20 protein-coding genes are annotated in these 21,990 nt (G+C 66.9%); 9 read left to right on the top strand and 11 right to left on the bottom strand.

The genetic code is table 11. The features are described 5' to 3' along the window. The first annotated feature begins 112 nt into the window (after positions 1 to 112). The 3 genes from AC1DDH_RS10780 to AC1DDH_RS10770 all read left to right on the top strand — a co-directional run bounded on the left by AC1DDH_RS10780 (position 113) and on the right by AC1DDH_RS10770 (position 3,013). Positions 113 to 652, top strand: coding sequence for a GNAT family N-acetyltransferase (locus tag AC1DDH_RS10780; RefSeq protein ID WP_476955412.1), 540 nt, complete (start codon positions 113 to 115; stop codon positions 650 to 652). Between the two features lie 54 nt (positions 653 to 706). After that, on the top strand, positions 707 to 1,144 hold the full coding sequence (locus AC1DDH_RS10775) for a VOC family protein (protein WP_230012177.1): 438 nt from the start codon (positions 707 to 709) through the stop codon (positions 1,142 to 1,144). A 174-nt stretch (positions 1,145 to 1,318) separates the two neighbouring features. Continuing rightward, the gene (locus AC1DDH_RS10770) at positions 1,319 to 3,013 is read left to right on the top strand and encodes a SulP family inorganic anion transporter (RefSeq protein WP_476955411.1); all 1,695 of its coding nucleotides are present in this window, start codon (positions 1,319 to 1,321) and stop codon (positions 3,011 to 3,013) included. A gap of 41 nt (positions 3,014 to 3,054) precedes the next feature. Here the strand turns inward: AC1DDH_RS10770 and fdxA are convergent, their stop codons facing one another. From fdxA to AC1DDH_RS10730, 8 genes are all read right to left on the bottom strand, one after another. Then, complete coding sequence (fdxA, locus tag AC1DDH_RS10765; protein WP_476955410.1) at positions 3,055 to 3,384, bottom strand: ferredoxin; 330 nt, start codon at positions 3,382 to 3,384, stop codon at positions 3,055 to 3,057. Between the two features lie 6 nt (positions 3,385 to 3,390). After that, on the bottom strand, positions 3,391 to 4,866 hold the full coding sequence (locus AC1DDH_RS10760; protein ID WP_476955409.1) for an aldehyde dehydrogenase family protein: 1,476 nt from the start codon (positions 4,864 to 4,866) through the stop codon (positions 3,391 to 3,393). Positions 4,867 to 4,922: 56 nt separating this feature from the next. Continuing rightward, positions 4,923 to 5,711 (bottom strand): SDR family oxidoreductase, encoded by a 789-nt coding sequence (locus AC1DDH_RS10755; RefSeq protein WP_223915886.1) that lies wholly within the window; start codon positions 5,709 to 5,711, stop codon positions 4,923 to 4,925. Beyond that, the gene (locus AC1DDH_RS10750; protein WP_476955408.1) at positions 5,711 to 6,643 is read right to left on the bottom strand and encodes a dihydrodipicolinate synthase family protein; all 933 of its coding nucleotides are present in this window, start codon (positions 6,641 to 6,643) and stop codon (positions 5,711 to 5,713) included. The genes AC1DDH_RS10755 and AC1DDH_RS10750 overlap by 1 nt, the downstream gene beginning before the upstream one ends. Before the next feature lie 61 nt (positions 6,644 to 6,704). Then, positions 6,705 to 7,535, bottom strand: coding sequence for an enoyl-CoA hydratase-related protein (locus tag AC1DDH_RS10745; protein ID WP_476859191.1), 831 nt, complete (start codon positions 7,533 to 7,535; stop codon positions 6,705 to 6,707). Beyond that, positions 7,532 to 8,779 carry a CaiB/BaiF CoA transferase family protein gene (locus AC1DDH_RS10740; protein ID WP_476955407.1) on the bottom strand — a complete coding sequence of 416 codons (1,248 nt, stop codon included), beginning with the start codon at positions 8,777 to 8,779 and terminating at the stop codon, positions 7,532 to 7,534. Before AC1DDH_RS10740 ends, AC1DDH_RS10745 begins: the two co-directional genes overlap by 4 nt. Beyond that, complete coding sequence (locus AC1DDH_RS10735; protein ID WP_476955406.1) at positions 8,776 to 10,158, bottom strand: FAD-dependent oxidoreductase; 1,383 nt, start codon at positions 10,156 to 10,158, stop codon at positions 8,776 to 8,778. Before AC1DDH_RS10735 ends, AC1DDH_RS10740 begins: the two co-directional genes overlap by 4 nt. Before the next feature lie 264 nt (positions 10,159 to 10,422). Next, positions 10,423 to 11,031 (bottom strand): helix-turn-helix domain-containing protein, encoded by a 609-nt coding sequence (locus AC1DDH_RS10730; RefSeq protein WP_028277301.1) that lies wholly within the window; start codon positions 11,029 to 11,031, stop codon positions 10,423 to 10,425. A gap of 590 nt (positions 11,032 to 11,621) precedes the next feature. Here AC1DDH_RS10730 and AC1DDH_RS10725 point away from each other — a divergent pair. After that, complete coding sequence (locus tag AC1DDH_RS10725) at positions 11,622 to 12,926, top strand: MFS transporter (RefSeq protein ID WP_476856620.1); 1,305 nt, start codon at positions 11,622 to 11,624, stop codon at positions 12,924 to 12,926. Positions 12,927 to 13,032: 106 nt separating this feature from the next. Beyond that, positions 13,033 to 13,542: a cytidine/deoxycytidylate deaminase family protein gene (locus AC1DDH_RS10720; RefSeq protein WP_476955405.1), complete on the top strand. Its 510-nt coding sequence runs from the start codon at positions 13,033 to 13,035 to the stop codon at positions 13,540 to 13,542. A 233-nt stretch (positions 13,543 to 13,775) separates the two neighbouring features. On the opposite strand, the gene AC1DDH_RS10715 is transcribed toward AC1DDH_RS10720, so the two are convergent. Then, positions 13,776 to 14,195: a DUF4383 domain-containing protein gene (locus tag AC1DDH_RS10715; RefSeq protein WP_253906807.1), complete on the bottom strand. Its 420-nt coding sequence runs from the start codon at positions 14,193 to 14,195 to the stop codon at positions 13,776 to 13,778. Positions 14,196 to 14,415: 220 nt separating this feature from the next. On the opposite strand from AC1DDH_RS10715, the gene AC1DDH_RS10710 reads away from it, so the two are divergent. After that, the gene (locus tag AC1DDH_RS10710; RefSeq protein ID WP_230011170.1) at positions 14,416 to 15,735 is read left to right on the top strand and encodes a cell division protein PerM; all 1,320 of its coding nucleotides are present in this window, start codon (positions 14,416 to 14,418) and stop codon (positions 15,733 to 15,735) included. 22 nt (positions 15,736 to 15,757) lie between these two features. Here the strand turns inward: AC1DDH_RS10710 and AC1DDH_RS10705 are convergent, their stop codons facing one another. Further along, complete coding sequence (locus tag AC1DDH_RS10705) at positions 15,758 to 16,201, bottom strand: hypothetical protein (protein WP_476859185.1); 444 nt, start codon at positions 16,199 to 16,201, stop codon at positions 15,758 to 15,760. Positions 16,202 to 16,240: 39 nt separating this feature from the next. Here AC1DDH_RS10705 and purN point away from each other — a divergent pair, with 39 nt between their 5' ends. Beyond that, the gene (gene purN / locus AC1DDH_RS10700; RefSeq protein ID WP_476856619.1) at positions 16,241 to 16,816 is read left to right on the top strand and encodes a phosphoribosylglycinamide formyltransferase; all 576 of its coding nucleotides are present in this window, start codon (positions 16,241 to 16,243) and stop codon (positions 16,814 to 16,816) included. Between the two features lie 489 nt (positions 16,817 to 17,305). Beyond that, on the top strand, positions 17,306 to 17,917 hold the full coding sequence (locus AC1DDH_RS10695; protein WP_476955404.1) for a hypothetical protein: 612 nt from the start codon (positions 17,306 to 17,308) through the stop codon (positions 17,915 to 17,917). Between the two features lie 70 nt (positions 17,918 to 17,987). On the opposite strand, the gene AC1DDH_RS10690 is transcribed toward AC1DDH_RS10695, so the two are convergent. Then, positions 17,988 to 19,340: an MFS transporter gene (locus AC1DDH_RS10690; RefSeq protein WP_476859183.1), complete on the bottom strand. Its 1,353-nt coding sequence runs from the start codon at positions 19,338 to 19,340 to the stop codon at positions 17,988 to 17,990. 150 nt (positions 19,341 to 19,490) lie between these two features. Here AC1DDH_RS10690 and purH point away from each other — a divergent pair, with 150 nt between their 5' ends. Continuing rightward, on the top strand, positions 19,491 to 21,176 hold the full coding sequence (gene purH, locus AC1DDH_RS10685; protein ID WP_476955403.1) for a bifunctional phosphoribosylaminoimidazolecarboxamide formyltransferase/IMP cyclohydrolase: 1,686 nt from the start codon (positions 19,491 to 19,493) through the stop codon (positions 21,174 to 21,176). Positions 21,177 to 21,990 lie beyond the last annotated feature (814 nt).

Raw genomic sequence — 21,990 nt, 5'->3', positions numbered from 1 at the left:
TCGACCAGAGCCATAAGTCACGGGTATGGATTCGACGTTGCTTGCGACATTCCGAGATCGCGGGCAACCGGCGCAGCGGGCTCAAAGCCTTCGATCATCCATAATTATCGCTGTGGACCACGCGCGAGTACCTCGGATCGAGGTCGTCTTCGAAACGGATCGGCTGCTGCTGCGGCCATGGCGGGTGTCTGATGCCGCCGTCCTGCGCGAGCTGTGGACCGAGCGCGATCCTCGCGTCCCTCCGCATCGTCGCATCAGTCCCGATGGTCACCCCACGCTGGAAGATATCGAGGACCGGATCCGTCGTGATAGCCGACACCCCTTCCCTGGGTTGCTGGCCGCAGAGCAAAAGAGTTCGGGGCAGGTCATCGGCTACTGCGGGCTGATTCCCAACGAGCACGGACGGGTTGGAGAGCCAGAACTCGCGTTCGAGTTCCTCCGCGAAGTCTGGCGCCAGGGGTTTGCGACCGAGGCCTCGTGGACCGTCCTCCAGCGGGCGCAGGCGTCGGGCTACCGACGCCTGTGGGCTACAGTCCGTGACTGGAACACCGCGTCACGCCGTGTGCTGGCCAAACTCGGATTTGTCGAAACCGGGCAAGTAGAACCTGACGAAATCCATGGCGATTCTCTCTTCACTACGAAGACACTCTGACCATAATCCGGCCCGGCACTGGAGCTAGTCGGTCCGTCTTGGTAGCTTCAACGCATGGCCATCAAACTTGAAAACGTCGGTATTGCGGTTCGTGACCTCGAAGCAACAATCGCCTTTTTCACCGACCTCGGTCTCACCGTCGTCGGCCGTGATACCGTCAGCGGCGAGTGGACCGACACTGCCGTCGGACTTGATGGCAACCATGCCAAGATTGCGATGCTCCAGACCCCGGACGGTCATGGTCGACTTGAGCTCTTCGAGTACATCCACCCTAAAGCGATCGAGTCGAACCCAACCCGTCCCAACGACATCGGCATGCACCGCGTGGCCTTCTCGGTTGACGACATCGACGAGGCCCTTGAGGTAGCTGCGAAGCACGGATGCCGTCCGCTACGCGGTGTGGCGACCTACGGTGACGTCTACAAACTCACCTACCTCCGAGGTCCCAGCGGAATCCTCGTGATGCTCGCCGAGAAACTGAAAAAAGACTGACACCCGGATCGGCCCGATTAGCCCGTGAATCGCGGCCATGCGATCGAGCTGATTGGCGGCCCATCCGGGTCAGTTTTCACCAGCGTCAAACCGGCAGCTCACAGTTATCTGCGCAAGGCTGGGGTCGCCCGATGATGGATGGCGAGCAGCGGCGTGATGGGACATGATCAGAAGATGCGCCGATCCGGAAGGACTGCATTCTGGGCGGTCCCGCCGGCCCTGCGTGGCTACAGGATCGAGTGGCTGCGCCACGACTTGGTGGCGGGCGCCGCGCTCTTCGCGATCTTGGTCCCAGCTGGCATGGCGTACGCCCAGGCCGCCGGCCTTCCACCGGTGACCGGCCTGTACGCCACGGTAGTTCCCCTGCTTGTCTACGCGGCAGTCGGGCCATCGCGTGTGCTGGTGCTGGGCCCGGATTCCGCGCTCGCTCCGATGATCGTGGCAGCCTTGATTCCCTTGGCCGCGGATAACGAGCAGAAATCCGTGGCCCTGGCCGGTCTCCTCGCCATACTGATTGGCGGCATCTTGCTGCTCGGCTCAGTGCTGAGGTTGGGAATCGTCAGTGGACTGCTGTCGAAGCCCATCCGGCTCGGCTATCTCAACGGCATCGCCTTGCTGGTGGCCGTGTCCCAGCTTCCCACCCTCCTGGGGATCTCCGTGGAAGGCGGTACACCCTGGGAAAAACTCATCGCCGCCGTGCCGAAGGTGCTTGCCGGCGAGACCAATTTGACGGCACTACTGCTCGGCTTGGTCTCGCTGGCGCTCATCTGGGTTCCCCGCCGGCTGAAATGGAAGGTTCCGGGCGTGCTCATTGCGGTGGTTGTGTCCTGCATCGCCGTGGCCGTGCTGGGACTCCAAGAGCGTTTGAAGGTCACTGGTGCCCTCCCGCAGGGGCTCCCTGCACCGGCCCTGGGCGGAATTGGCTGGGCCGACGTTCTGACACTGTTGCCCGCCGCCGCCGCGATCGCCCTCATCGTCTTCGTTGATACCGGAACCCTGGCACAATCCCTGGCGGCCGCAGAGGACGGCAGGGTATCCGGCAACCACGAAATGGCAGCCTTGGGCGCGGCGAACGCTGCCACCGGGCTGCTCGGTGGCTTCCCGGTGTCGGCCAGCACGTCCCGCACGCCGGTGGCAGTCGAGTCCGGGGCGAAATCCCAGCTCACGGGGGCCGTAGGCGCCGTCCTGGTGCTCGGCTTCATGCTTGTGGCGCCTGGCGTCACCGAGTTCCTGCCGGCCACAACCCTTGCAGCCATTGTCATCGCCGCAGCCGCCGCAATAGCCGACCCGGCCGGTGTGCGACGGCTCATCGGCATGAGCCGCAGTGAATCGTTGGTGATGCTCGCGGCCTTCCTGGGGGTGACCATACTGGGCGTCCTCCCGGGCATCGCCGTTGCCATCGGCTTGGCAATTCTGGACTTCCTACGGCAGGCCTGGGACCCCTACCGTGCTGAACTGGTGGACGTGCCCGGGGTTCCGGGGTACCACGACGTGAGCCGTCATCCGGAAGGGGAACGCATCCCCGGCCTGTTGATCCTGCGCTTCGACGCACCGCTGTTCTTCGGCAACGGCGCCTTGTTGGGGTCCTTCGTGCGCAACGAACTGGACCAGGCGGGGGACGGCATAGAACGCGTGGTGCTGGCGGCAGAACCAGTGACGGGAATCGACACGACTGCACTGGACGAGTTGGTGCAGCTTGACGAATGGCTGGACCGGCACGGCGTGGACCTGGTGTTCGCCGAGCTCAAAGACCCGGTCAAAGACAGATTGTTGCAGTACGGCATGGGCGCCCGCTTCTCTCCCGAACATTTCTACCCAACAGTGAGCGAAGCAGTGAGGGCGTTCCAACGGGAGAAAAGGGAGGGGTAGGGAACGGTTGTCCCCGGTCATCAGCCAGTTCAGTCACGGGCTCAGCCGACGGCGCGTGCGCCTAGAGGCGCACGCGCCACCACCGGGTGGTCGCGGTGCAGGTTTCCGAGGGCTGAGGCGCCCTGCGGCGACCCCAGTTCCTCGAAGAACTCCACGTTGGCGCGCACGTAGTCGGCCCACCCGTCCGGGACATCGTCCGAGTAGTAGATCGCCTCGACCGGGCAGACGGGATCGCAGGCGCCGCAGTCCACGCATTCGGACGGGTGGATATAGAGCGAGCGTTCACCCTCATAGATGCAGTCCACCGGGCATTCGTCGATGCAGGCCTTGTCCTTGACATCCACACAGGGCTGGGCGATCACGTACGTCATGGCTGGCTACACACCCGTGTAGACGGTCTTGCCCCACGTGAAGAAGTCCAGTGCGGACTTCCCCTGCTCGCGGAACGTGTTGGTGGAGGAGTCCTTGACGCCGCCGAACGGCACGTTCAGGTCCAGGCCCGCCGTCGGACGGTTGACCTTGATGACGCCGGCCTGGGCGCGGGCGGCGAAGTCCGTGGAGAACGCCAGGGAGTCGGTGCAGATCCCGGCGGTCAGGCCGTAGCGGGAGTCGTTGATCGCGGCGAGCCCGGCCTCGTAGTCCGGGACCTCGAGGACGGCCACGACGGGTCCGAAGATCTCTTCGGTCACGGCGGCGTCGTCGAAGGGCAGGTCCGTGAGGATGGCGGCCGGGAAGAGGAACCCGGCGTCCGTGCCGCCGTCGTACTCGCCGTGCAGCAGCGTGGCGCCGCGTTCGACGGCGGTGCGCACCGCGGCCTGGTTCTGTTCGAACTGCTGGCTGCTCACCACGGCGCCCATCCTTGCGGCCTCGAGGCCGTCGCCGGCGGTGTACTGCGCGGCTTCCTCGGTGAGGGCCGCCAGGAATTCCTCGCGGATGCCGGGCGTCACGTAGACGCGGGACGTGGCGGTGCAGGCCTGGCCGGTGAGGCCGAACGCGCCGGCCGCCACCACCTGGGCAGCCTTGCGGGGATCGGCGTCGTCCAGGACCAGCACGCCGTTCTTGCCGCCCATTTCCAGCTGGACCCGGGCGCGGCGGGCGTTGAGGATCTCCTGCAGCCCGAGCCCGACGTTGGTGGAGCCGGTGAAGGACAACCCGGCGATGCGGGGATCGCGGGCCAGGGCGTCGCCCACCACGCGGCCCTTGCCGTGGACCACGTTGAACACGCCGGCGGGCAGCCCGGCGTCCTGCAGGGCGCGGGCCAGGTGCGTGGCGGAGAGCGGGGTGAGCTCGGCCGGCTTGATGACCACGGCGTTGCCGCTGATCAATGCAGGGGCGGACTTCCAGGCCGGGATGGCGATGGGGAAGTTCCACGGCGTGATGAGCCCGACGACGCCGAGAGCCTCGCGGCGGGTGGTGATGGTGGTGTCCGGCAGGCCGCTGGGCAGCACCTCGCCGGTGGCGGCCCAGCCGAGGGAACCGAAGAAACGCAGCACGTCGGAGGCGCGCTTGACCTCGCCCTTGGCCTCGGCGAGGGTCTTGCCCTCTTCACGGACGAGGTCCTCGGCGATGGCGGTCTGGCGCTCCAGGAGCAGGTTGCCGGCGGCCATCAGGATCGCGCCGCGCGACGGGGCGGGCAGTGCTGCCCAGGCTGGCTGCGCGGCGGCGGCGGCGGTGATGGCGGCGTCGACGTCGGCTGCGGTGCCGCTGGGGGAGAGGGCGGCGAGTTCGCCCGGGCGGGCCGGGTTCATCCGCTCGGTGTCCGCCCCGCCGAGCCATTCGCCGTTGATCAGGTGCCGGGCGGTGAGAAGGTCCCGGGCTGTTGCGGTTGAGGTGTCTGTGTCGGTGGAAGTCATGGTGTTCCTTCGTGAGAGTCGGAGCAGGGTGTGTGCTGAGCGTTCAGCGCCTGTGGCTAGAGCCCGCGGATCAGGCCGCCGTCGCAGCGCAGTGCCACGCCGGTGATGTAGGAGGCCGGGGCGCTGCAGAGGAACGCCGCGGCGGCGCCGAATTCCTCGGGTTCGCCGTAGCGGCGGGCGGGGATGGTCTTGCGGGATTCGAGCTGGATTTCCTCGGGCGTGGTGCCGCGCCGTTTGGCGGCGGCCTGGTCCAGTTCCGCGACCCGGTCCGTGGCGATGCGTCCGGGAAGGAGCATGTTGACCGTGACGGCGTCCAGCGCCACCTCGGCGGCGAGGGTCTTGAGGTAGCCGGCCAGCGCCGCGCGGCCGGTGTTGGACACGGCCAGGTTCGGCAGCGGTGCCACGACGCCGCTCGACCCGACGGCCAGGATCCGGCCCCAGCGCCGTTCCCGCATGCCCGGCAGGATGTGCGAGACCAGGGCGTGGTGCGGTTTGACGAGTTGTTCGAACGCCGCGGCGATGTCGTCCGCGCCGAGCGTGGCGGCCGCGCCGGGCTTCGGCCCGGGACCGTTGAGGACCAGGATGTCGATGGGCCCGAGTTCCGCGACTGTCTGTTCGACGGCTGCGGCCACGCCTTCGGCGGTGCTGAGGTCCGCTTCGATGGCGACGGCGCCCGGTCCGTAGGCGTCCGTCAGTTCGGCCACGATCTCCTTGGCGCGGACTTCGCGCCGGCCGGTGATGGCCACCCGGACGCCTTCGGCGGCGAGGGCCCGGGCGATGGCGAGGCCCAGGCCGCCGGTCGAGGCGGCCACAAAGGCGGTCTTTCCGCTGATTCCGAAATCCATCAGTTCCTCCCCGCCGTGGTCAGCACGGCGGCCGGGTTCTGGCCGAGGGCCTCGGCGGCCTCGGCCAGGTGCGTGCGCAGCCCGGTCCGGAGAACCTCCGGGAACACCGCGGCCGGTGCCCGGACGCCGGCGTCGGCAATGAGTCCGCGCTGGTGCAGGCATTCCTTGCGGATCGCCAGCGCGATTTTCGCCTGCTGCTCGAAGTTGATCAGCGGCAGGTAGGGCAGCAGGGCATCGCGGGCGGCCTCGTAGCCGTCTTTCTGCCAGGCCTGCACGCAGGCGATGAGCGCTTCCGGGTAGGAGAAACCGGTCATCGCCCCCGCGGCGCCGGCCATGAGCTCGTCCAGCAGCCCCTGGCCGCCGAGGCCGCCGAAGACAGAGACGTCGAGGGCTGCGGTGAGGTGCCCGATCGCCACGGACGTGGGCGGGGCCTCGGCCTTGACCGCGGTGACGAAGCCGCAGGCCTGCACCACGGAAATGAGCGCCTCGGTGCTGATGTGGACGCCGCTGGCCAGCGGGTAGTCCTGCAGCACCACGTTGGCGCCGGTGGAGTGGTGGATGGCGTTCAGGTGCGCGATGACCACACCGGGGGTGGCGGAGTTGGCCTGGACCATGACTGCCGACAGCCGGTCCCCGGTGGCGGCCTGGATGGAACGGATTTCATCGACGGCCGTGCCGGTGAAGAGGGAAGTCACTCCCACCACGAGGGGCAGGCGCGTTTCCTCCATGACCACTTCCAGGACCAGGCTGCGCTCGGCCGCCGTCAGGGCCGCGGCCTCGCCGAACACGCCCAGGACCGTGAGTCCCGTGGCGCCGATCGACTCGTAGTAGCTCACGAGCCCGGCCAGGCTGTCCGTGTCGACATCCAGGGTGCTGCCCTGGAACGGTGTGGCGACGACGCCCCACACGCCGGGTGTCAGTGACTCCCGCATTGGTTTCTCCTTCTAAGCTCTTGTTGTTCTTCGAGCGGCTAAATATCGGGCCGTGGAACGGCTAGCGTCCCGGCCAGTGCGGGGCGCGCTTCTCCTGGAAGGCGCGGACGCCCTCGGCGGAGTCTTCGCTGTCCAGCGCCGCCATGAGGGCGGGGAGCCGGAGGCCGCGGGCCTCGGCGGCGGTCAGGTGCGCGGTCTGCGTGACCATCTGCTTGACCGCCCGGACCGAGGTGGGGGCGCAGGCGAGGATCTGGTCCAGCCAGCGCTGTACCGCGGCGTCGAGCTGGTCCGCGGGGACCACCTCATTGACCAGGCCCATGGACTGCATCTCGGTGGCCTCGGCCTTCCGCCCGGTCAGGAGCATGCCCATTGCCTGGGTGTACGGGATCCGGCGCACCAGCTGGTGGATGCCGCCGTCGAGCGCCAGACGCCCGACGCGCGGTTCCGTCAGCCCGAAGCGGGCCGTGTCCGCGGCGATTACGATGTCCGCGCCGAGCACGATCTCCATGCCGCCGCCGAGCGCATAACCGTTGACCCGGGCGATCACCGGGATGTCCAGCGTGGTGCGCAGGCTGAGCCCGCCGAACCCGTTCGGGTCCAGACCGGCCCAGTATTCGAGCCCGGTCTTGTCCACGGCGGAGGCGGACATGTCCGCGCCGACGCAGAAGGCCCGGGTCCCGGCGCCGGTGATGACCACGGCGCGGACGTCCGGATCGGCTTCGAGCTGGTCCCAGATCTCGTTGAGCCGGGCCTGCGCGCCGCCGTCGACGGCGTTGAGCACGTGCTGGCGGTCGATGACCACGGTAGCGACGTGGTTCTCGATGGTCAGGGTGACCTGGTCAACGGCGGTGGGAACCGAGGCGGTCGTCCCGGCCTCTGAAACGGCGGTCACCGAAGGACCCCCAGCTGCTGCAGGCGCTCGATGGTCTCGGCGTCGAACCCGTTCTCCAACAGCACCTCGACGTTGTGTTCGCCGAGGCGCGGGGCCACCCGGCGGATGGTGGGCGGGGTGGCGGAGAGCCGGATGGGTGCGTTGAGCATCTTCACGGTGCCGACGCCGGGGTGTTCGGCCTCGACGATCATGTTGTTGGCGTGTGTCTGCGCATCGGCCAGGGTCTGTTCCAGGGTGTGGACCGGGGCGTTGAGCAGCCCCTGGTCTTCGAGCCGGGTGGTCCAGTATTCGGTGGTGTTGGTGGCCATGCGCTCGCGGAAGATCGCCTGCAGTGCCGGCTTGTGCTTGAACTGCTGTTCGAGGTTGGCGAACTCGGGCCGCAGCGTGAGGTCCTCGTCCAGGCCCAGGGCCTCGGAAATGCGCAGCAGCGGGTCCGGGGTGAAGCCGCCCACCATGCAGACGGCGCCGTCGGTGGTTTCAAAGACGCCGCTGAGCGGCATGGCGCCCCAGTTGACCTCGTAGCCGCGGTTGAGCTGCATGCAGGCCTCCTGCATCTGCAGGTGCAGCATGGAGTCGTACATGGTCACCTCCACCTTCTGCCCGACGCCGGCGGACTCGCGGGTGCGCAGTGCCAGCAGGATGCCCTGCATGAGGTGCATGCCCGTGATGTAGTCGCACAGCGTGGTGGGGTAGATGGCCGGTTTCATGTCATCGGACTCGCGCCGCCACATGACGCCGGAGTAGGCCTGGGCGATCGCGTCCTGGCCACCCTTGTGCGAGTAGGGGCCCTCGGGGCCGAAGCCGGTGCCGGAGGCCCAGATGATGCCCGGGTTCTGCTCCTTGAGGTCCTCGTAGCCGAAGCCCATCCGCTCCATCACGCCGGAACGGAAGTTGCTGACCACGACGTCGGCGTCGGCGAGCAGCCGGCGGAGGACGGCTTTGCCCTCATCGGTGCGGGTGTCCACGGAGATGCTGCGCTTGTTCCGGTTGATGGACAGGAAGATCGGGTTGTCCTGGCCGTCCTTGTCCGGGAACGAGTTGCGGGAGATGTCTCCGGCGCCGGGGCGTTCCACCTTGATGATGTCCGCGCCGTAGTCGCCCAGCAGCTGGGTGCAGGACGGGCCCATGAACACCTGGGTGAAGTCCACGATTTTGATTCCCTCGAGCGGGAGCGGGGTGCCGGCCTCAGCGGCGGCGGTTGCCGCCGTCGTGCCTGACAGCAGGTCGTCGATGACGGTGCTCATGCCCCCACCACCGCGTCCATGTCAAGGGTGGCGTTCGACGACGGGACGTCGCCCGGGTCGGCGCCGTGCCGGCGCATGCCCTGCTGGATGTCCAGGGCGGAGACGTCGCGGACGAGGGTGCCGTTCTGGATCGCCAGGGCGGCGGCGACGCCGACTGCCTGGCCCATGGCCATGCAGGGCGGGATCTCGCGGGACATCTTCTGGGCCTCGGGGGTGGCGGAGTAGTGCCGGCCGGCGACGAGCAGCTGGTCCACTTCCTTGGGCAGCAGGGAGCGGAAGGGGTAGTAGTAGTCGCGGCCGCGGGCCACGGTGTCGGCGAAGTGGCGGCGGGAGGTGACATCTTCCTTGGTCATGACGTACTCGCCTTCGAGCAGGCGGGTCTGGCGCACGCCCATCTGGGACGCGACGTCGAGCATGTAGCAGTTCTCGAAGCCGGGCAGGTTGGCGCGGACGTAGTTCACGGCCTCGGTGATGCGGTCCCGTGCGGCGAACTCGGCGGCCGTCATGTCCGCCGGGTCGACGCCGTCGAACCCGGTCATGTGGGGTGCGTTGCACCAGACGACGCCGTCGATGGGGGTCTTGAGCCACCACAGTTCCCAGGCGCCGCCGAGGAGGCGCTTGATCTTGCGGTTGATGGCGCGGGCTTCCTTCGGGTTGGCCTGTTCGAAGGCCTCCGCGGCGTTGGTGTCGACGTTGCCCAGGCGGAAGACGAGCGTGGTGAGGTAGCTGTCCTTGACGTAGCTGGCGCCGGCCCGGGAGGCGACGTCGATGTCGCCGGTGGTGTCGATGACGATGTCGGCCATGAAGGCCTGCGGGCCGGACTTGGTCTCGCAGATCACGCCCTTCATGACGCCGTTGTCCACGATGGGGCGGGAGAACCAGGAGTGCAGGCGCAGGTTGACGCCGGCCTCGCGGACGAGGTCGTTGGAGACACGCTTCCAGCCGTCCGGGTCGAAGGCTGCGGCGTAGCAAACCGGCTTGGGGGTGGTGTGGGAGTGGAAGTCGAAGGTGCCGTAGCGGCCCCACTTGTTCCACAGTTCCTCGGAGGTCTTGCGGTCATCGGCCGGCGGGACGATCGCCAGGCCCAGCTTCTGCAGCCGCTCGACGTACTCGGAGACGATGCCGGTGACCGTGATTTCCTGGCCGTTGATCATGTCATCGAGCACCAGGACCATGCCGCCGGAGGCGAGGCCGCCCAGGGAGGAGTAGCGTTCCAGCAGCGTGACAGAGGCGCCCGAGCGGGCTGCGGTGACGGCTGCGGCCACGCCTGCGGGGCCACCGCCGACGACGAGGACGTCGGAGCGGGAGATGACAGGGGCGGTGAGGTCCGCCGTGGTGGTGCTGAGTTCCAGCGACGACATGGCTGTGGACGGGTTCATGGGGGATCCTTACTGTTTCGGCCGAAGTGCCGTTAGAGGCGTGCCGTGGGAACGGGTGCCGTTGGAACGGTGCCGGTGACGTAGAAGACGGTGCCCGGCAGTAACGCGGCAACGCTGACCGCGAAATCGACCCGGCAGAGGGTATGACGCATCGCGGCCCGTTGCGGGGCCGTGGTGCGGGCTGTTGGAGGGGTTCCGGCGGACACCGCGGTATAGAAGAGGCGTCCGGACCGGAGAAAGGTGACGGCGGCTAGGGCCGGCGGATCACCACGCGTGAGGTGCGTTAACCCAGATTGCTACGCAGACCTCTTCGTAGCTGTTCTTGTACCAGTGGGGCGTATCCGAGGAGAAGGTGATCGAATCGCCTTCTTCCAGGGTGTACTTCTCGCCGTCCAGGAAGATGTCCTTCCGGCCGGAGAGCACGATGCCGAATTCCTCGCCGCTGTGCCGGAAAGGAGTGGCGCTGGTGTCGTGGCCTGGCGGACTCACGATCCATTGGGCCTCCAGCGCACCGTTGAGGTCCGGGGTGAGCAGTTCATAGACTGCTTCACCCACGGACTTCTTGGTGACGCCCTTGAGGTTCCGCCGCTCGGCCTTGCGGACCACGGGGGACCTGGTTTCCTCCTGTCCGAGGAAGAACTTCCCCACCGGAATGTCCAGGCCATGTGCCAGCTGCGCCAAGGTGGTGAAAGAGGGATTGGCCAGGCCGCGTTCGATCTGGCTGACGATCGCCGGGCTGAGGCCAGTGACTTCCGAGAGCTTCGCAAGGGTCATTCCTTTGTCCTTGCGCATGTTGCGGACCTTGTTGCCGACGGTGGCAAGAAGGACGCTTGTGCCGGCGGGGGAATGTCCCGTGACGATTTCGTTGGTCATGCTCCGACTCTCTCTTGGTGAGCTAACACACATAACTATAGTGAAAACTTTTAGCGAATCAAGGTTTTAGTGAATATTTTTACGGTTCCGGACCGAATCTGCGCCTGACGTGGGGCTTTGTAATCCGGCCCGGGCCCGGCCTGCTGCGGGCGGACGGGACTTCTCCGAAAACCATTGACTCTGTGAAGATCTTCAATATAGTTGTGTGAGCCGCAACACTTTTGGGAAGAACGCTTCAAACAGGTTAGGGCGCACAGCCTTCTGGCGGAAGGTGCATCCGACCCGCAAACACGTTCCTTTCCTTAAGCCAAGCTGCCGTGACATCTGCCAAGCCATCCGCAGAGCACGATGTTGGCCGGTCACCAGGGACCAGTTCCTTGTTGCCGAGCTGGATGGCCCGTTTGCATTCAAGCGCTACGAAGAGGCATGCGTAGCTATCTGGGCTAACTCGCCTCCCATGTGGTGAGCCGGTCCCGCCCCGCGGACCAAGCCAAACGATAGTTTCGATTGCCGGCGACCCCAACAGGGGTGCCCGCCGGCAATCCGTACCCTCACGCACCCCGAAAGTGCGGGGGAAGGAAAAAGGAATCATGACTGACACTGTCGTCAAGACTGACCTGGAGACCGGCCGCAAGTCCCGGCTATCTCCGGAAGTCCGCCGGGGACTGCTCGGCCTTGGACTTGGAAACACCCTGGAATGGTACGACTGGATGGTCTTCGGCCTGCTGTCGGCCTTCATCGGACCCAAGTTCTTCCCGTCGCAGGACCCCGTTGCCGCGACGCTGAGCGCGCTGGCAGTCTTTGCCGTCGGCTTCGCGTTCCGTCCGCTGGGCGGCATCCTGCTCGGCACCTTCGCCGACAGGATCGGACGACGGCGGGTAATGCTCTGGTCCATCATGATGATGGCGATCACCACCCTGATCATTGCCGTGTCGCCGACCTATGACCAGATTGGCCCCGCGGCCGGCGTCATCCTGCTGATCTGCCGCATCGTTCAGGGCATCTCCACCGGTGTCGAAGCTCCGCTGTCCACCGCCCACGCCGTCGAACTCGTCCCCGAGGGACGCGAGGGCTTTGTCGCCGGCATCATCTCCTTCTACGTCAACGCAGGCATCCTGCTCGCCTCGCTGGTCAGCTACCTCTCGTCCCTGATGCTCGGTGGGGCCGTCATGGCCGACTGGGGATGGCGTGTGCCGTTCATCGTCGGCGCAGCCTTCGGCTTCGTCGTTGTCTACCTTCGCCGGACGCTTCCGGAAACCATGAAGCCGGAAGAACTGGCGAACAACTCCGCCAAGACCGTCTGGGGTGGAGTGCGCAAGCACTGGCTCAGCGTCCTGGCCATCACCTTCGTCGTCGGCGCGGCGCAGGCCTACAACTACGCCTGGAACACCGGCCTTCCCACGGCGGCCCGCACCGGCTTCAAGGAGGACGCAACCGCCGTCTTCGCGCTCACCACCATCCTTGGTGTCGTGCTGGTTGTCGGCAGCCTCATCATCAGCAAGGTCGCTGACGGCAAGTCAATGTCCAAGTGGTTCCTGATCACCCGTGCGCTGGCCATTCCGTCCGTGTTCCTGATGCTGATGTACGTCAAGCCCGGCATCGCCGGCTTTGCGGCCGTCCTCCTCGGCGGCTCGGTTGTGCTGGTCCTGAACATGACCCTGTACAACGTGGTCACCAGCTCCCTGATGCCGAAGGGTTGCCGCGGCGCCGGCACCGCGCTCGGCTACGGCCTGGGCGTCGCCCTCTTCGGTGGCACGGCCTCCTACCTCCTGGTCTGGCTCCAGTCCATGAACGCCTCCTGGATCTTCCCCGTTTACGTGGCCGTCCTGTCGGCGCTCAGCATCGTCTTCTACCTGCTCGCCCGGAAGAAGAACGGCATCTTCATCGGCCGGTAGAGCACGCAGCCGGCTACGACCACGGCCGGTTACGAAGACAGCCGGTTACCAAAACAGCCAAGCCAGAACACAGGCACGCAGGAACAGCGGTAGGAAGGAACGGAAAGTGGGAACCCTCATGGACGCCAGTCGCCCGGACACAAACGGTTTGCAGGCAAACGTGATCTCCTTTGATCTCGACGCCTCCGACGTGGAGCTTTACGAGGCAGCGCGCGCGCTGTTGCTCACCGCCCACCACAGCGAGAACCACCGGGTGGCGGCCGCCATGCGCGGTGAGTCGGGGGCCATCTATCTCGGACTGCACATTGGCGCCAAGCGCATCAATGTGTGCGCCGAATCCAGCGCCCTCGCCAATGCCCGCATGGCCCAGGAGCCAGCAATCCACTCTGTGGTAGCCGTCAGCATGGACGGGCAGGGACACCCCCAGGTCACCAACCCGTGCGGCGTCTGCCGGGAGCTGCTGCGTTCTTACGGAACCGAGACGTCTGTACTGGTCGATGCCGGGGGCGAGGTGGGCAAGGTCCGGATCAAGGAACTGCTGCCCTTTCCCTGGATGCGTGCCACCGAAACGGAGTGGGACACTGTTCCGCCCCGCGTTCAGGAACACGCAACCTAACGAGCCGCCGCGGCACCCGCATCATCACCGGCGGCAACGGCAGCGGCAGGGCATCACGGAAGGCCGGGACTCACAAAGTCCCGGCCTTCCGCCGTGCCGGGAGGTTCCGCCGTCGGGCGGCCCCAGACGCTACACAGAAAGCTGGTGCAGCCGCCGCGTTTCCGCTAAACCGCTGCACCAGCAGGTAGTACGAATTTTCTGAATACTATGAAACGTTACTCATTCGCGGCTCCCTATGTCCCGGGGGTTGATGACCGGGTCTTTACGTCTTCTTCCAGGTGCCTTGTCATCAGCCAGCCTGCGCCGGCCATTACTACGCCCATCACCATGAAGGCCCAATTGTCCATGGTATTCAGCGACAGGAAGTTGGCCGCCGAATCCACGCCGACGATGAAACCGTAAATGCTAAGGACGATGTACAGCAGACCGGAGCCCATGAGGAAATTCCGGGCGCCCATGGCAGTCCGGGACATGGTCAGGCCGGTGGCGCCGATCGCGAGCTGAACGATGTTCAGCAACATCGACACCTGGAACAGGCCCAGGAACAGGGCCTTGGAATCGGGCCCGAAGAACCTCAGTTCGCTGTAATTCGTAGTGATGCCGGGGATGAACCCCAAGATGCCCACGACGATCAGGACGATACCTGCACCCATGCCGACGTTCTGTACATCTGTCCGACCAAAATGAACGCCGTGCGCATGAGGAGATGCGGTAGTCATTATCTGCCTCCAACCACTGATTGCGGACATTTACAATTTTACGACCGGGGTGCGCAAAAAGCGCCGGGGGCCCCCGACGGCAAATCCGGCGGATCCGGCCAATGTGCCTGTCGGAAACCGGCCGGGTGCCGGGCCCGTGGCACCATGGATCTCGATGAAACTGCGCGCTGATCAGACCGGACAACGTGGCCTTCCCATGCCTCTGTGGCTGCAGGGTGCCCTCGAGTCCGCCCAGGCCGCCGTCATTTCCGCCCTCGTGGTGGTGGCCCCGATCGTCATGGTCTGGGCCACGGCCGGATTCCAGCATGACGGATTCGATGTCCTGGCGCGCCTGGCCGGCCAGGCCTGGCTGCTGATCCACGGCGTGCCCCTGCTGCTGGACACCGCCGGTGCCGGGTCCGCCGCGCAGCCGGAATCCGGGACGCTCTCGCTCATCCCGCTGGGCCTGGCCCTCATCCCGTTCCTGCTCGCCTGGCGCGCCGGACGGCGCCTTGCCCGCGCCTCATATACGGACCAGCTCTGGCAGGCCCTGCTCGGCTCCTGGCTGGCGTATGCCGGATTCGGGATTGCAACGGGCTTCGTCTGCCGCACGGCCGACGTCGGCATCAGCCTGTGGGCCGCCGCGTTCATTCCCCTCATCCCGTTCGGGCTCGGCATGGTGGTGGGCGCGCGCCGCGAGGCCGGGTCGTGGAGCCGGCTGATCGGCGTCGACGCCGTGGCCTGGCTGTCCCGTACCAGCCAGCACTCGCGTTGGGCCGGGTCCTACCTGGGTTCGGCCATCAAGGCAGGCTCGGTGGCGCTGATGGCGAGCCTGGCGATGTCCGCCGCGCTGCTGGCCGTTGACCTCTTCATCCACTGGAACCTTGTGGTCGCCGTTTATGAGGGGCTCGACGCCGGTGCCATGGGCGGCGGTGTCCTCACCATCGTGCAGCTGGGCTTCCTGCCCAACCTCGTCGTCTTTGCCCTGGCCTGGATCTCCGGCGCGGGGTTCGCCCTGGGCGTCGGGTCGCTGGCCGGACCGCTCGGGACCGCCGTCGGGCCGCTGCCGTCCGTTCCGGTGTTTGCCGCCCTGCCGGCCGGTTCCCTCGACTTCGGCTTCGTGGCCCTGGTGGTGCCGGCGCTGGCCGGGGCGCTGGCCGGCTGGTGGTTCCTGCGCGAAGGCGAAAACCACTTCGATGAATGGCTGTCCATCAAGATCCGGGCCCGCTGGTTTACCGCCGCCGCCTCCACCCTGGTGCTGGGCGCGGTGATCGGCTCCGTCGCCGGGCTGCTCGCGGCGGGGCTCGCCTGGCTGGCCCGCGGTTCGGCCGGCATCGGTCGGCTGACGGAGATCGGGCCCGACCCGCTGCGCACGGCGCTGTTCGTGGCCGCGGAGGTCGGAATCGGCGTCGTGATCGGCTACGCGGCCGGACCGTGGCTGGAACGCCAGCAGAAACTGCGCGAGGCAGACCTGGAAACGGTCAGCAGCCGCTAGGGCAGCGGCGTCGGTGCAGCTGTTAGCGCAGCTGCGTGGGCAGCTGGCTCGGCAGGGACTTCTCCAGCTGCGTCCGGCATTCCGAGGTTGCCTGCTGCGTCAGTGCGTAGCGGACGCACTGCTGGTAATCGCGGATCTGGTTGAAGAACAGCGTCGAGGCCAGGACCACCAGCAGCATCACCGCCGAAACCACCAGCCCGGATATCGCGCCGTACAGAACCAGCCGCGATTCCTTGTATTTCACCGCCCGGACCAGGACCACGATGCCCAGCACAATCCCCGCCACCGTGAGCAGCGCCGTCAGCCACACATAACCCACGTCGAGCTGGAAGACGAAGAACGAGCCCAGGACCGCGATGACGAACAGCCGGAACAGGGTGTGCGTCAGCCGTGCGGAATCTTGTGCTGCCTGGCCGGCCGGTTGCCGGTCCGACTGGCCGCTGCCGGATTCCGTGGGGGGATTCATGTTTTCCAGCCTACGCGAGCGGCCCCATAAGCTAGGACCATGCGCATAGTTGTCCTCGTTTCCGGCACCGGCTCCAACCTCCAGGCAGTAATCGATGCCGTGAAGTCCGGCGATCTCGACGTCGAGATCGCCGCCGTCGGCGCCGACCGGCCGGGGACGTTTGGGGTGGAACGCTCCGCCGCCGCCGGGATTCCTACGTTTGTGGTGGACTTCAAGGCCTACCCGGACAGGGCGGCCTGGAACGCGGCCCTGACCGAAGCCGTCGCCGGCTTCGCCCCGGATGTGGTGGTCTCCTCGGGCTTCATGCGGATTGTCAGCGCCGACTTCATCGACGCGTTTGGCGGCAAATACCTCAACACCCACCCGGCGCTGCTGCCGTCCTTCCCCGGCGCCCACGGTGTCCGCGACGCGCTGGCCTACGGCGTGAAGGTCACCGGCTGCACGGTGCACTGGGCCGACGCCGGGGTGGACACGGGCCCCATCATCGCGCAGGAAGCCGTGGCGGTCGGGGACGGCGAGAGCGAGGAATCCCTGCACGAGCGCATCAAGGTGGTGGAACGCCGGCTCCTGGTCTCCACTCTGGCTTCCCTCGCCGCGGCCCACACCCCTGCCTGATTCCCGCGCTGCCTGCCCAACTAGCCTCACCCAAACCCACCCAACTGACTCGCAGCAGGGGCCGTTCTGAGCGCTCAGAACGGCCCCTGCTGCGAGTCAGTTGGGAGGACGGGCCGCGGGCTGTGGATAACTCTCCTTGGCGGTCCGCGACTTTGCGACTATGGGTCGATGAAGAGACCCGAGCCGCTCCCAGCGCCGCTCGGTTCGGCGCCGTTTACATTCCGGGAGGCAGCCGACGCCGGGGTCAGCCGTCGCCGGCTCAGGCATCCCTCACTGCGGGTTCCGAGCCGCGGGATCCGGCTGCCTGCAGAACACTCGACTGACGTGAAGCTGAATGCCCGGCCCCTAACTCTTGTCACGCAATTCTCTGCAGCCTCCCACGCGACCGCCTTCCTGATCTGGGACTTCCCGGGCTTTCTCCCGGGCTCTGGTGCCCCCGGCATCCACATATCTCGTCCGGACTCCATGGCGATACCGCGGCGCAGGGGCGTGATTGGCCATGTCGGGCAATTCTTCGCCGACGAAATCACCACGATCGACGGGCTGCTGGTCACCACTCGGACCAGGACGTGGCTGGACTGCGCCCGGAAGATGAGCATTGACGAACTGACCGTGGTGGCGGACCACTTATTGCGTCACCCTCGGCCTGAGTTTGAAAGCCGGACCATGCCCTATGCCCGTCCCGGGGAACTGGCCGAAATGTTGGACCGCCACAAGGGAACACCCGGCATCCGCAAGGCGCGGCTCGCCTTGGACCAAGCCCGAATCGGTGCGGATTCGGCCCCCGAGACGAGACTCCGGCTTGCCCTCTGCCGCTCAGGACTACCGGAACCGGAACTGAACGTGCGCACGGTCCTGCGCTCCGGCGTCGTGCGTCAACCTGATCTTGCCTATCCGGAACACCGGGTTGCTGTGGAGTATGAGGGGGCCGTGCACTCCGACGCGGCCCAGGTCATCCGCGACATCGCCAAGGAAGAGGACTACGCAGGCAGTGGCTGGATCCTGGTCAGGATCTCAAAACGGCACATGGAGAACGAGGCGCGCGCCGCCGTGGCCAAGGTCCGCGCCGCTCTCGCCTACCGCGGCTGGCAGCCCAACTAGCTCGCAGCAGGGGCCGTTTTGAGCGCTCAGAACGGCCCCTGCTGCGAGTCAGTTGGGCGTGGTGGGCGCGTTACTCGAGCCGGCGCTGCTTGGTCTCGGGGGCGAAGAACGCCATCCACAGCACGGAGAGCAGCACGAGGCCGCCGGCCAGGGCGAACGACGTCGCGAGCCCCAGTTCCGGCCACAGGAAGGCCGCGAAGATCAGCGGACCGAACCCGGCGCCGAGCCGGGAGAACGTCGAGGCCCAGCCGAAGCCGGAGCCGCGTAGTTCCGTGGGGTAGAGCTCGGAGACGTAGGTGTAGAGCACCGGGATGGCCACCTGCACCACGAAGCCGAACACCAGGAGCCAGAACACGGCGGCGGTGGGAATGTCCACCACGATCGCCACGATCACCAGCGTCAGCGCGGACAGCGGGCCGGTGATCGCCAGGATCCACTTGCGGCCCACCCGCTCCACCAGCAGGGCGGCCACCACCACGCCCAGGAGTCCGACGGCGGCCATCGACGCCGTGGTCAGGAAGGCCTTGTACTCCTCGAAGCCGGCGCCGATCAGGATCCGCGGCATCCACGTCAGCGACAGGTAGTACACGAGCAGGATGCTGAAGAACAGGGCCCATGCCGCCGTCGTGATCTTCCAGTTGAACTGCCAGAGGGCGCGCAACTGCGTCCACGCACTCCCCGCCGAGAGGCGTGGTGCATCCTGCGGTGCGGGCAGGCTGTAGACGCGGGCCTCGGCGCCGGTGGCCTGGACCAGGGCGTCGATCACCTTGGCGGCCTCGTCGCGGCGGCCCTTGCGGATCAGGAACAGCGGGGATTCCGGCACGCCGCGGCGGATCCAGAACACCAGCAGCGCCGGGAGCACCATGACCAGCATGGTCAGCCGCCAGTCCGCGAAGGCCGCGACCAGCCCGGCGGAGACGAAACCGCAGAGGGCGGCGCCGATCGGCCACCAGCCGTCCATCGCGGTGAGCACCCGGCCGCGCTGTTTGCGCGGGGTGAACTCGCCCACCAGCGCGTAGTCCACCGGGATGCAGCCGCCCAGGCCGAACCCGGCCAAGAACCGGAACACGACGAACCACATGAAGTCGGGGGAGAAGGCGCCGAGCACGGTGAAGATGGAGAAAATCAGCAGGGTCGCGGTGAAGGCCTTCTTGCGGCCGATGGTGTCCGCGATGGTGCCCCAGACAAACGCGCCCAGGGCCATGCCAATGAGGTTCGCCGTGCCGATCCAGGCGGCATCGCCCGGGCTCAGCGACCAGTGCTTGGACAGCAACGGAATGAGGATGCCGTTGAGGGTGACGTCCCAGGCATCGAACATGAAGCCCAGTCCGCCGATCAGGAAGATCCGGCCTTGGACCTTCCACCGCCACGGCAGTTCCTGGACCACCTGTTCGCCGCTGGGCACAGTGGTGTACGTGTTCATCTTGGCCTCCTGTGAAAACTCTACGTGGCCGGGCCGCGGCCTGCGCGTGCTTCACACTCCGGCGCGCGGGAGGGCCCGGCGGCGGGACGCGATAAACTGGCCGCATCCCCACCACCCGCGGCCCCGCCGCGATATAAGACGGAGACTTTTGTGAGCTTCACGCAGCTTGACCGTGTATCCATCGACCGAGTTCCCATCCACCGGGCACTGATTTCGGTCTACGACAAGACCGGTCTGGAGGAGCTCGCTCAAGGCCTGCACGCCGCCGGCGTCAAGATCGTTTCCACCGGCTCCACGGCCAAGAAGATCGCCGCCGCGGGCATCCCCGTGCAGGAAGTCGAGGAAGTCACCGGTTCCCCGGAAATGCTGGACGGCCGCGTCAAGACCCTGCACCCGCGCGTGCACGGCGGCATCCTCGCGGACCGCCGCGTCCCGGCCCACATGCAGACCCTGGCGGACATGGAGATCGAGCCGTTCGACCTCGTCGTCGTCAACCTCTACCCCTTCGTGGAGACCGTGAAGTCCGGTGCCGCGCCGGACGACGTCGTCGAACAGATCGACATCGGGGGCCCCGCGATGGTGCGCTCCGCCGCGAAGAACCACGCCGCCGTCGCGATCGTGGTGGACCCGGCGTCCTACGGTGCCGTGGTGGAGGCCGCCGCCTCGGGCGGTTTTGACCTGAAGACCCGCCGCCGGCTCGCCGCCAAGGCGTTCGCGCACACCGCGGCCTACGACACCGCCGTGGCCACCTGGACCGCCAGCCAGTTCCGTGACGAGGACGGCGACGGCGTGATCGACTGGCCCGCCTACGCCGGCCTGGCCCTGGAACGCTCCGAGGTGCTCCGCTACGGCGAAAACCCGCACCAGCAGGCCGCACTGTATGTGGACAAGGCCGCCCCGGCCGGCATCGCCCAGGCCGACCAGCTGCACGGCAAGGCCATGAGCTACAACAACTTCGTCGACGCCGACGCCGCCCTGCGCGCCGCCTTCGACTTCGCCGAACCCGCCGTCGCCATCATCAAGCACGCCAACCCGTGCGGCGTGGCCGTGGGGTCCGAGTCGGCGGCCGACCCGATCGCCGACGCCCACGCCAAGGCCCATGCCTGCGATCCCGTGTCCGCGTTCGGCGGCGTCATCGCCGCGAACCGCACGGTCACCGCCGGGATGGCACGGACCGTCGCCGGCATCTTCACCGAGGTCGTCATCGCGCCGGGCTTCGACGACGAGGCAGTGGAGATCCTGTCCAAGAAGAAGAACATCCGCCTCCTGGCCCTCCCGGACGGATACGGCCGCTACCCGACCGAGTTCCGCCAGGTCTCCGGCGGCATGCTGGTGCAGGCCACGGACAAGGTCGACGCCGACGGCGACACCCCCGCGAACTGGACCCTGGCCGCGGGCGACGCCGCCGACGCCGCCACCCTGGCCGACCTCGCGTTCGCCTGGACCGCGTGCCGCGCGGCGAAGTCCAACGCCATCCTGCTCGCGGACAACGGTGCCGCCGTCGGCATCGGCATGGGCCAGGTCAACCGGCTCGATTCCTGCAAGCTCGCGGTCGAGCGCGCCAACACCCTCGGCGTCACCGTGGAGTCCGATGTCGAGGCCGCCGGCGGTGCTGCTGGCACCGACGCCAGCGAAGCACCCGAGCGTGCCCGGGGCGCTGTAGCGGCCTCGGACGCGTTCTTCCCGTTCGCCGACGGACTGCAGATCCTGGTCGACGCCGGCGTGCGCGCCGTCGTCCAGCCCGGCGGCTCCGTCCGGGACGAGGAAGTCATCGCCGCAGCCAACGCCGCCGGCATCACCATGTACTTCACCGGGGCACGCCACTTCTTCCACTAGGGCCCTTCCACTCGGGTAGTGCTCTTCCACTCGGGCTGCGGTTCGCGCACAAGGGACCCGAGCGCAAGACCCGCACAAAAAATGGACATGCCCTCCCTGGCTGGGGGACATGTCCATTTTTTGTGCCATCGAGCGGGCTGGTGGCCGGTCCTTGGGACATGCCCATTCTTTCCGCGGGACATGCTCATTTTTCGCGGCAAGGAGTGGGCATATGGGGGATATGTCCAGGCTTCGGAGTGTGGAGAGGGCATGTCCCGTGCGACCGGGGCTGCCTTGGCCATCCGGGGGACATGCTCATTCTTTTCGGTGCGTACCGGGCCAACCCAAAGGACGTGCTCACGGTTTCAGGAGCTCGAGACCGACCCGGTCGGACATGCCCATTCCTTTCCGGGACATGCCCTCCCTGGCCGGGGGACATGTCCATTTTTTGTGCCATCGAGCGGGCTGGTGGCCGGACCCTGGGACAGGCTCATTCTTTCCGCGGGACATGCTCATTTTTCGCGGCAAGGAGTGGGCATATGGGGGATATGTCCAGGCTTCGGAGTGTGGAGAGGGCATGTCCCGTGCGACCCTCGGCTGCCAGGGCCATCCGGGGGACATGCCCGTTCTTTCTGGAGCGCAGCGGGCCAGCCGGGGGACATGCTCATTCGTTCCCAAGCGCCGAGAAGCCGCCCGGGAGGACATGTCCATTCCTCATGGCAAGGCCCGGACATATGGGGTATATGTCCGGGCCCGGGTGTTAGCGGAGGGCATGTCCAGGGGGCGGGAGCGATCCGCCGTCGCACATAAAGCCAGCGCGGGGCCACTGCGTCCT

This window comes from Arthrobacter sp. 10T425 (assembly GCF_056393985.1).
Note: the sequence above shows the minus strand (reverse complement) of the source record. Positions and strands in the feature narration are given on the sequence as shown.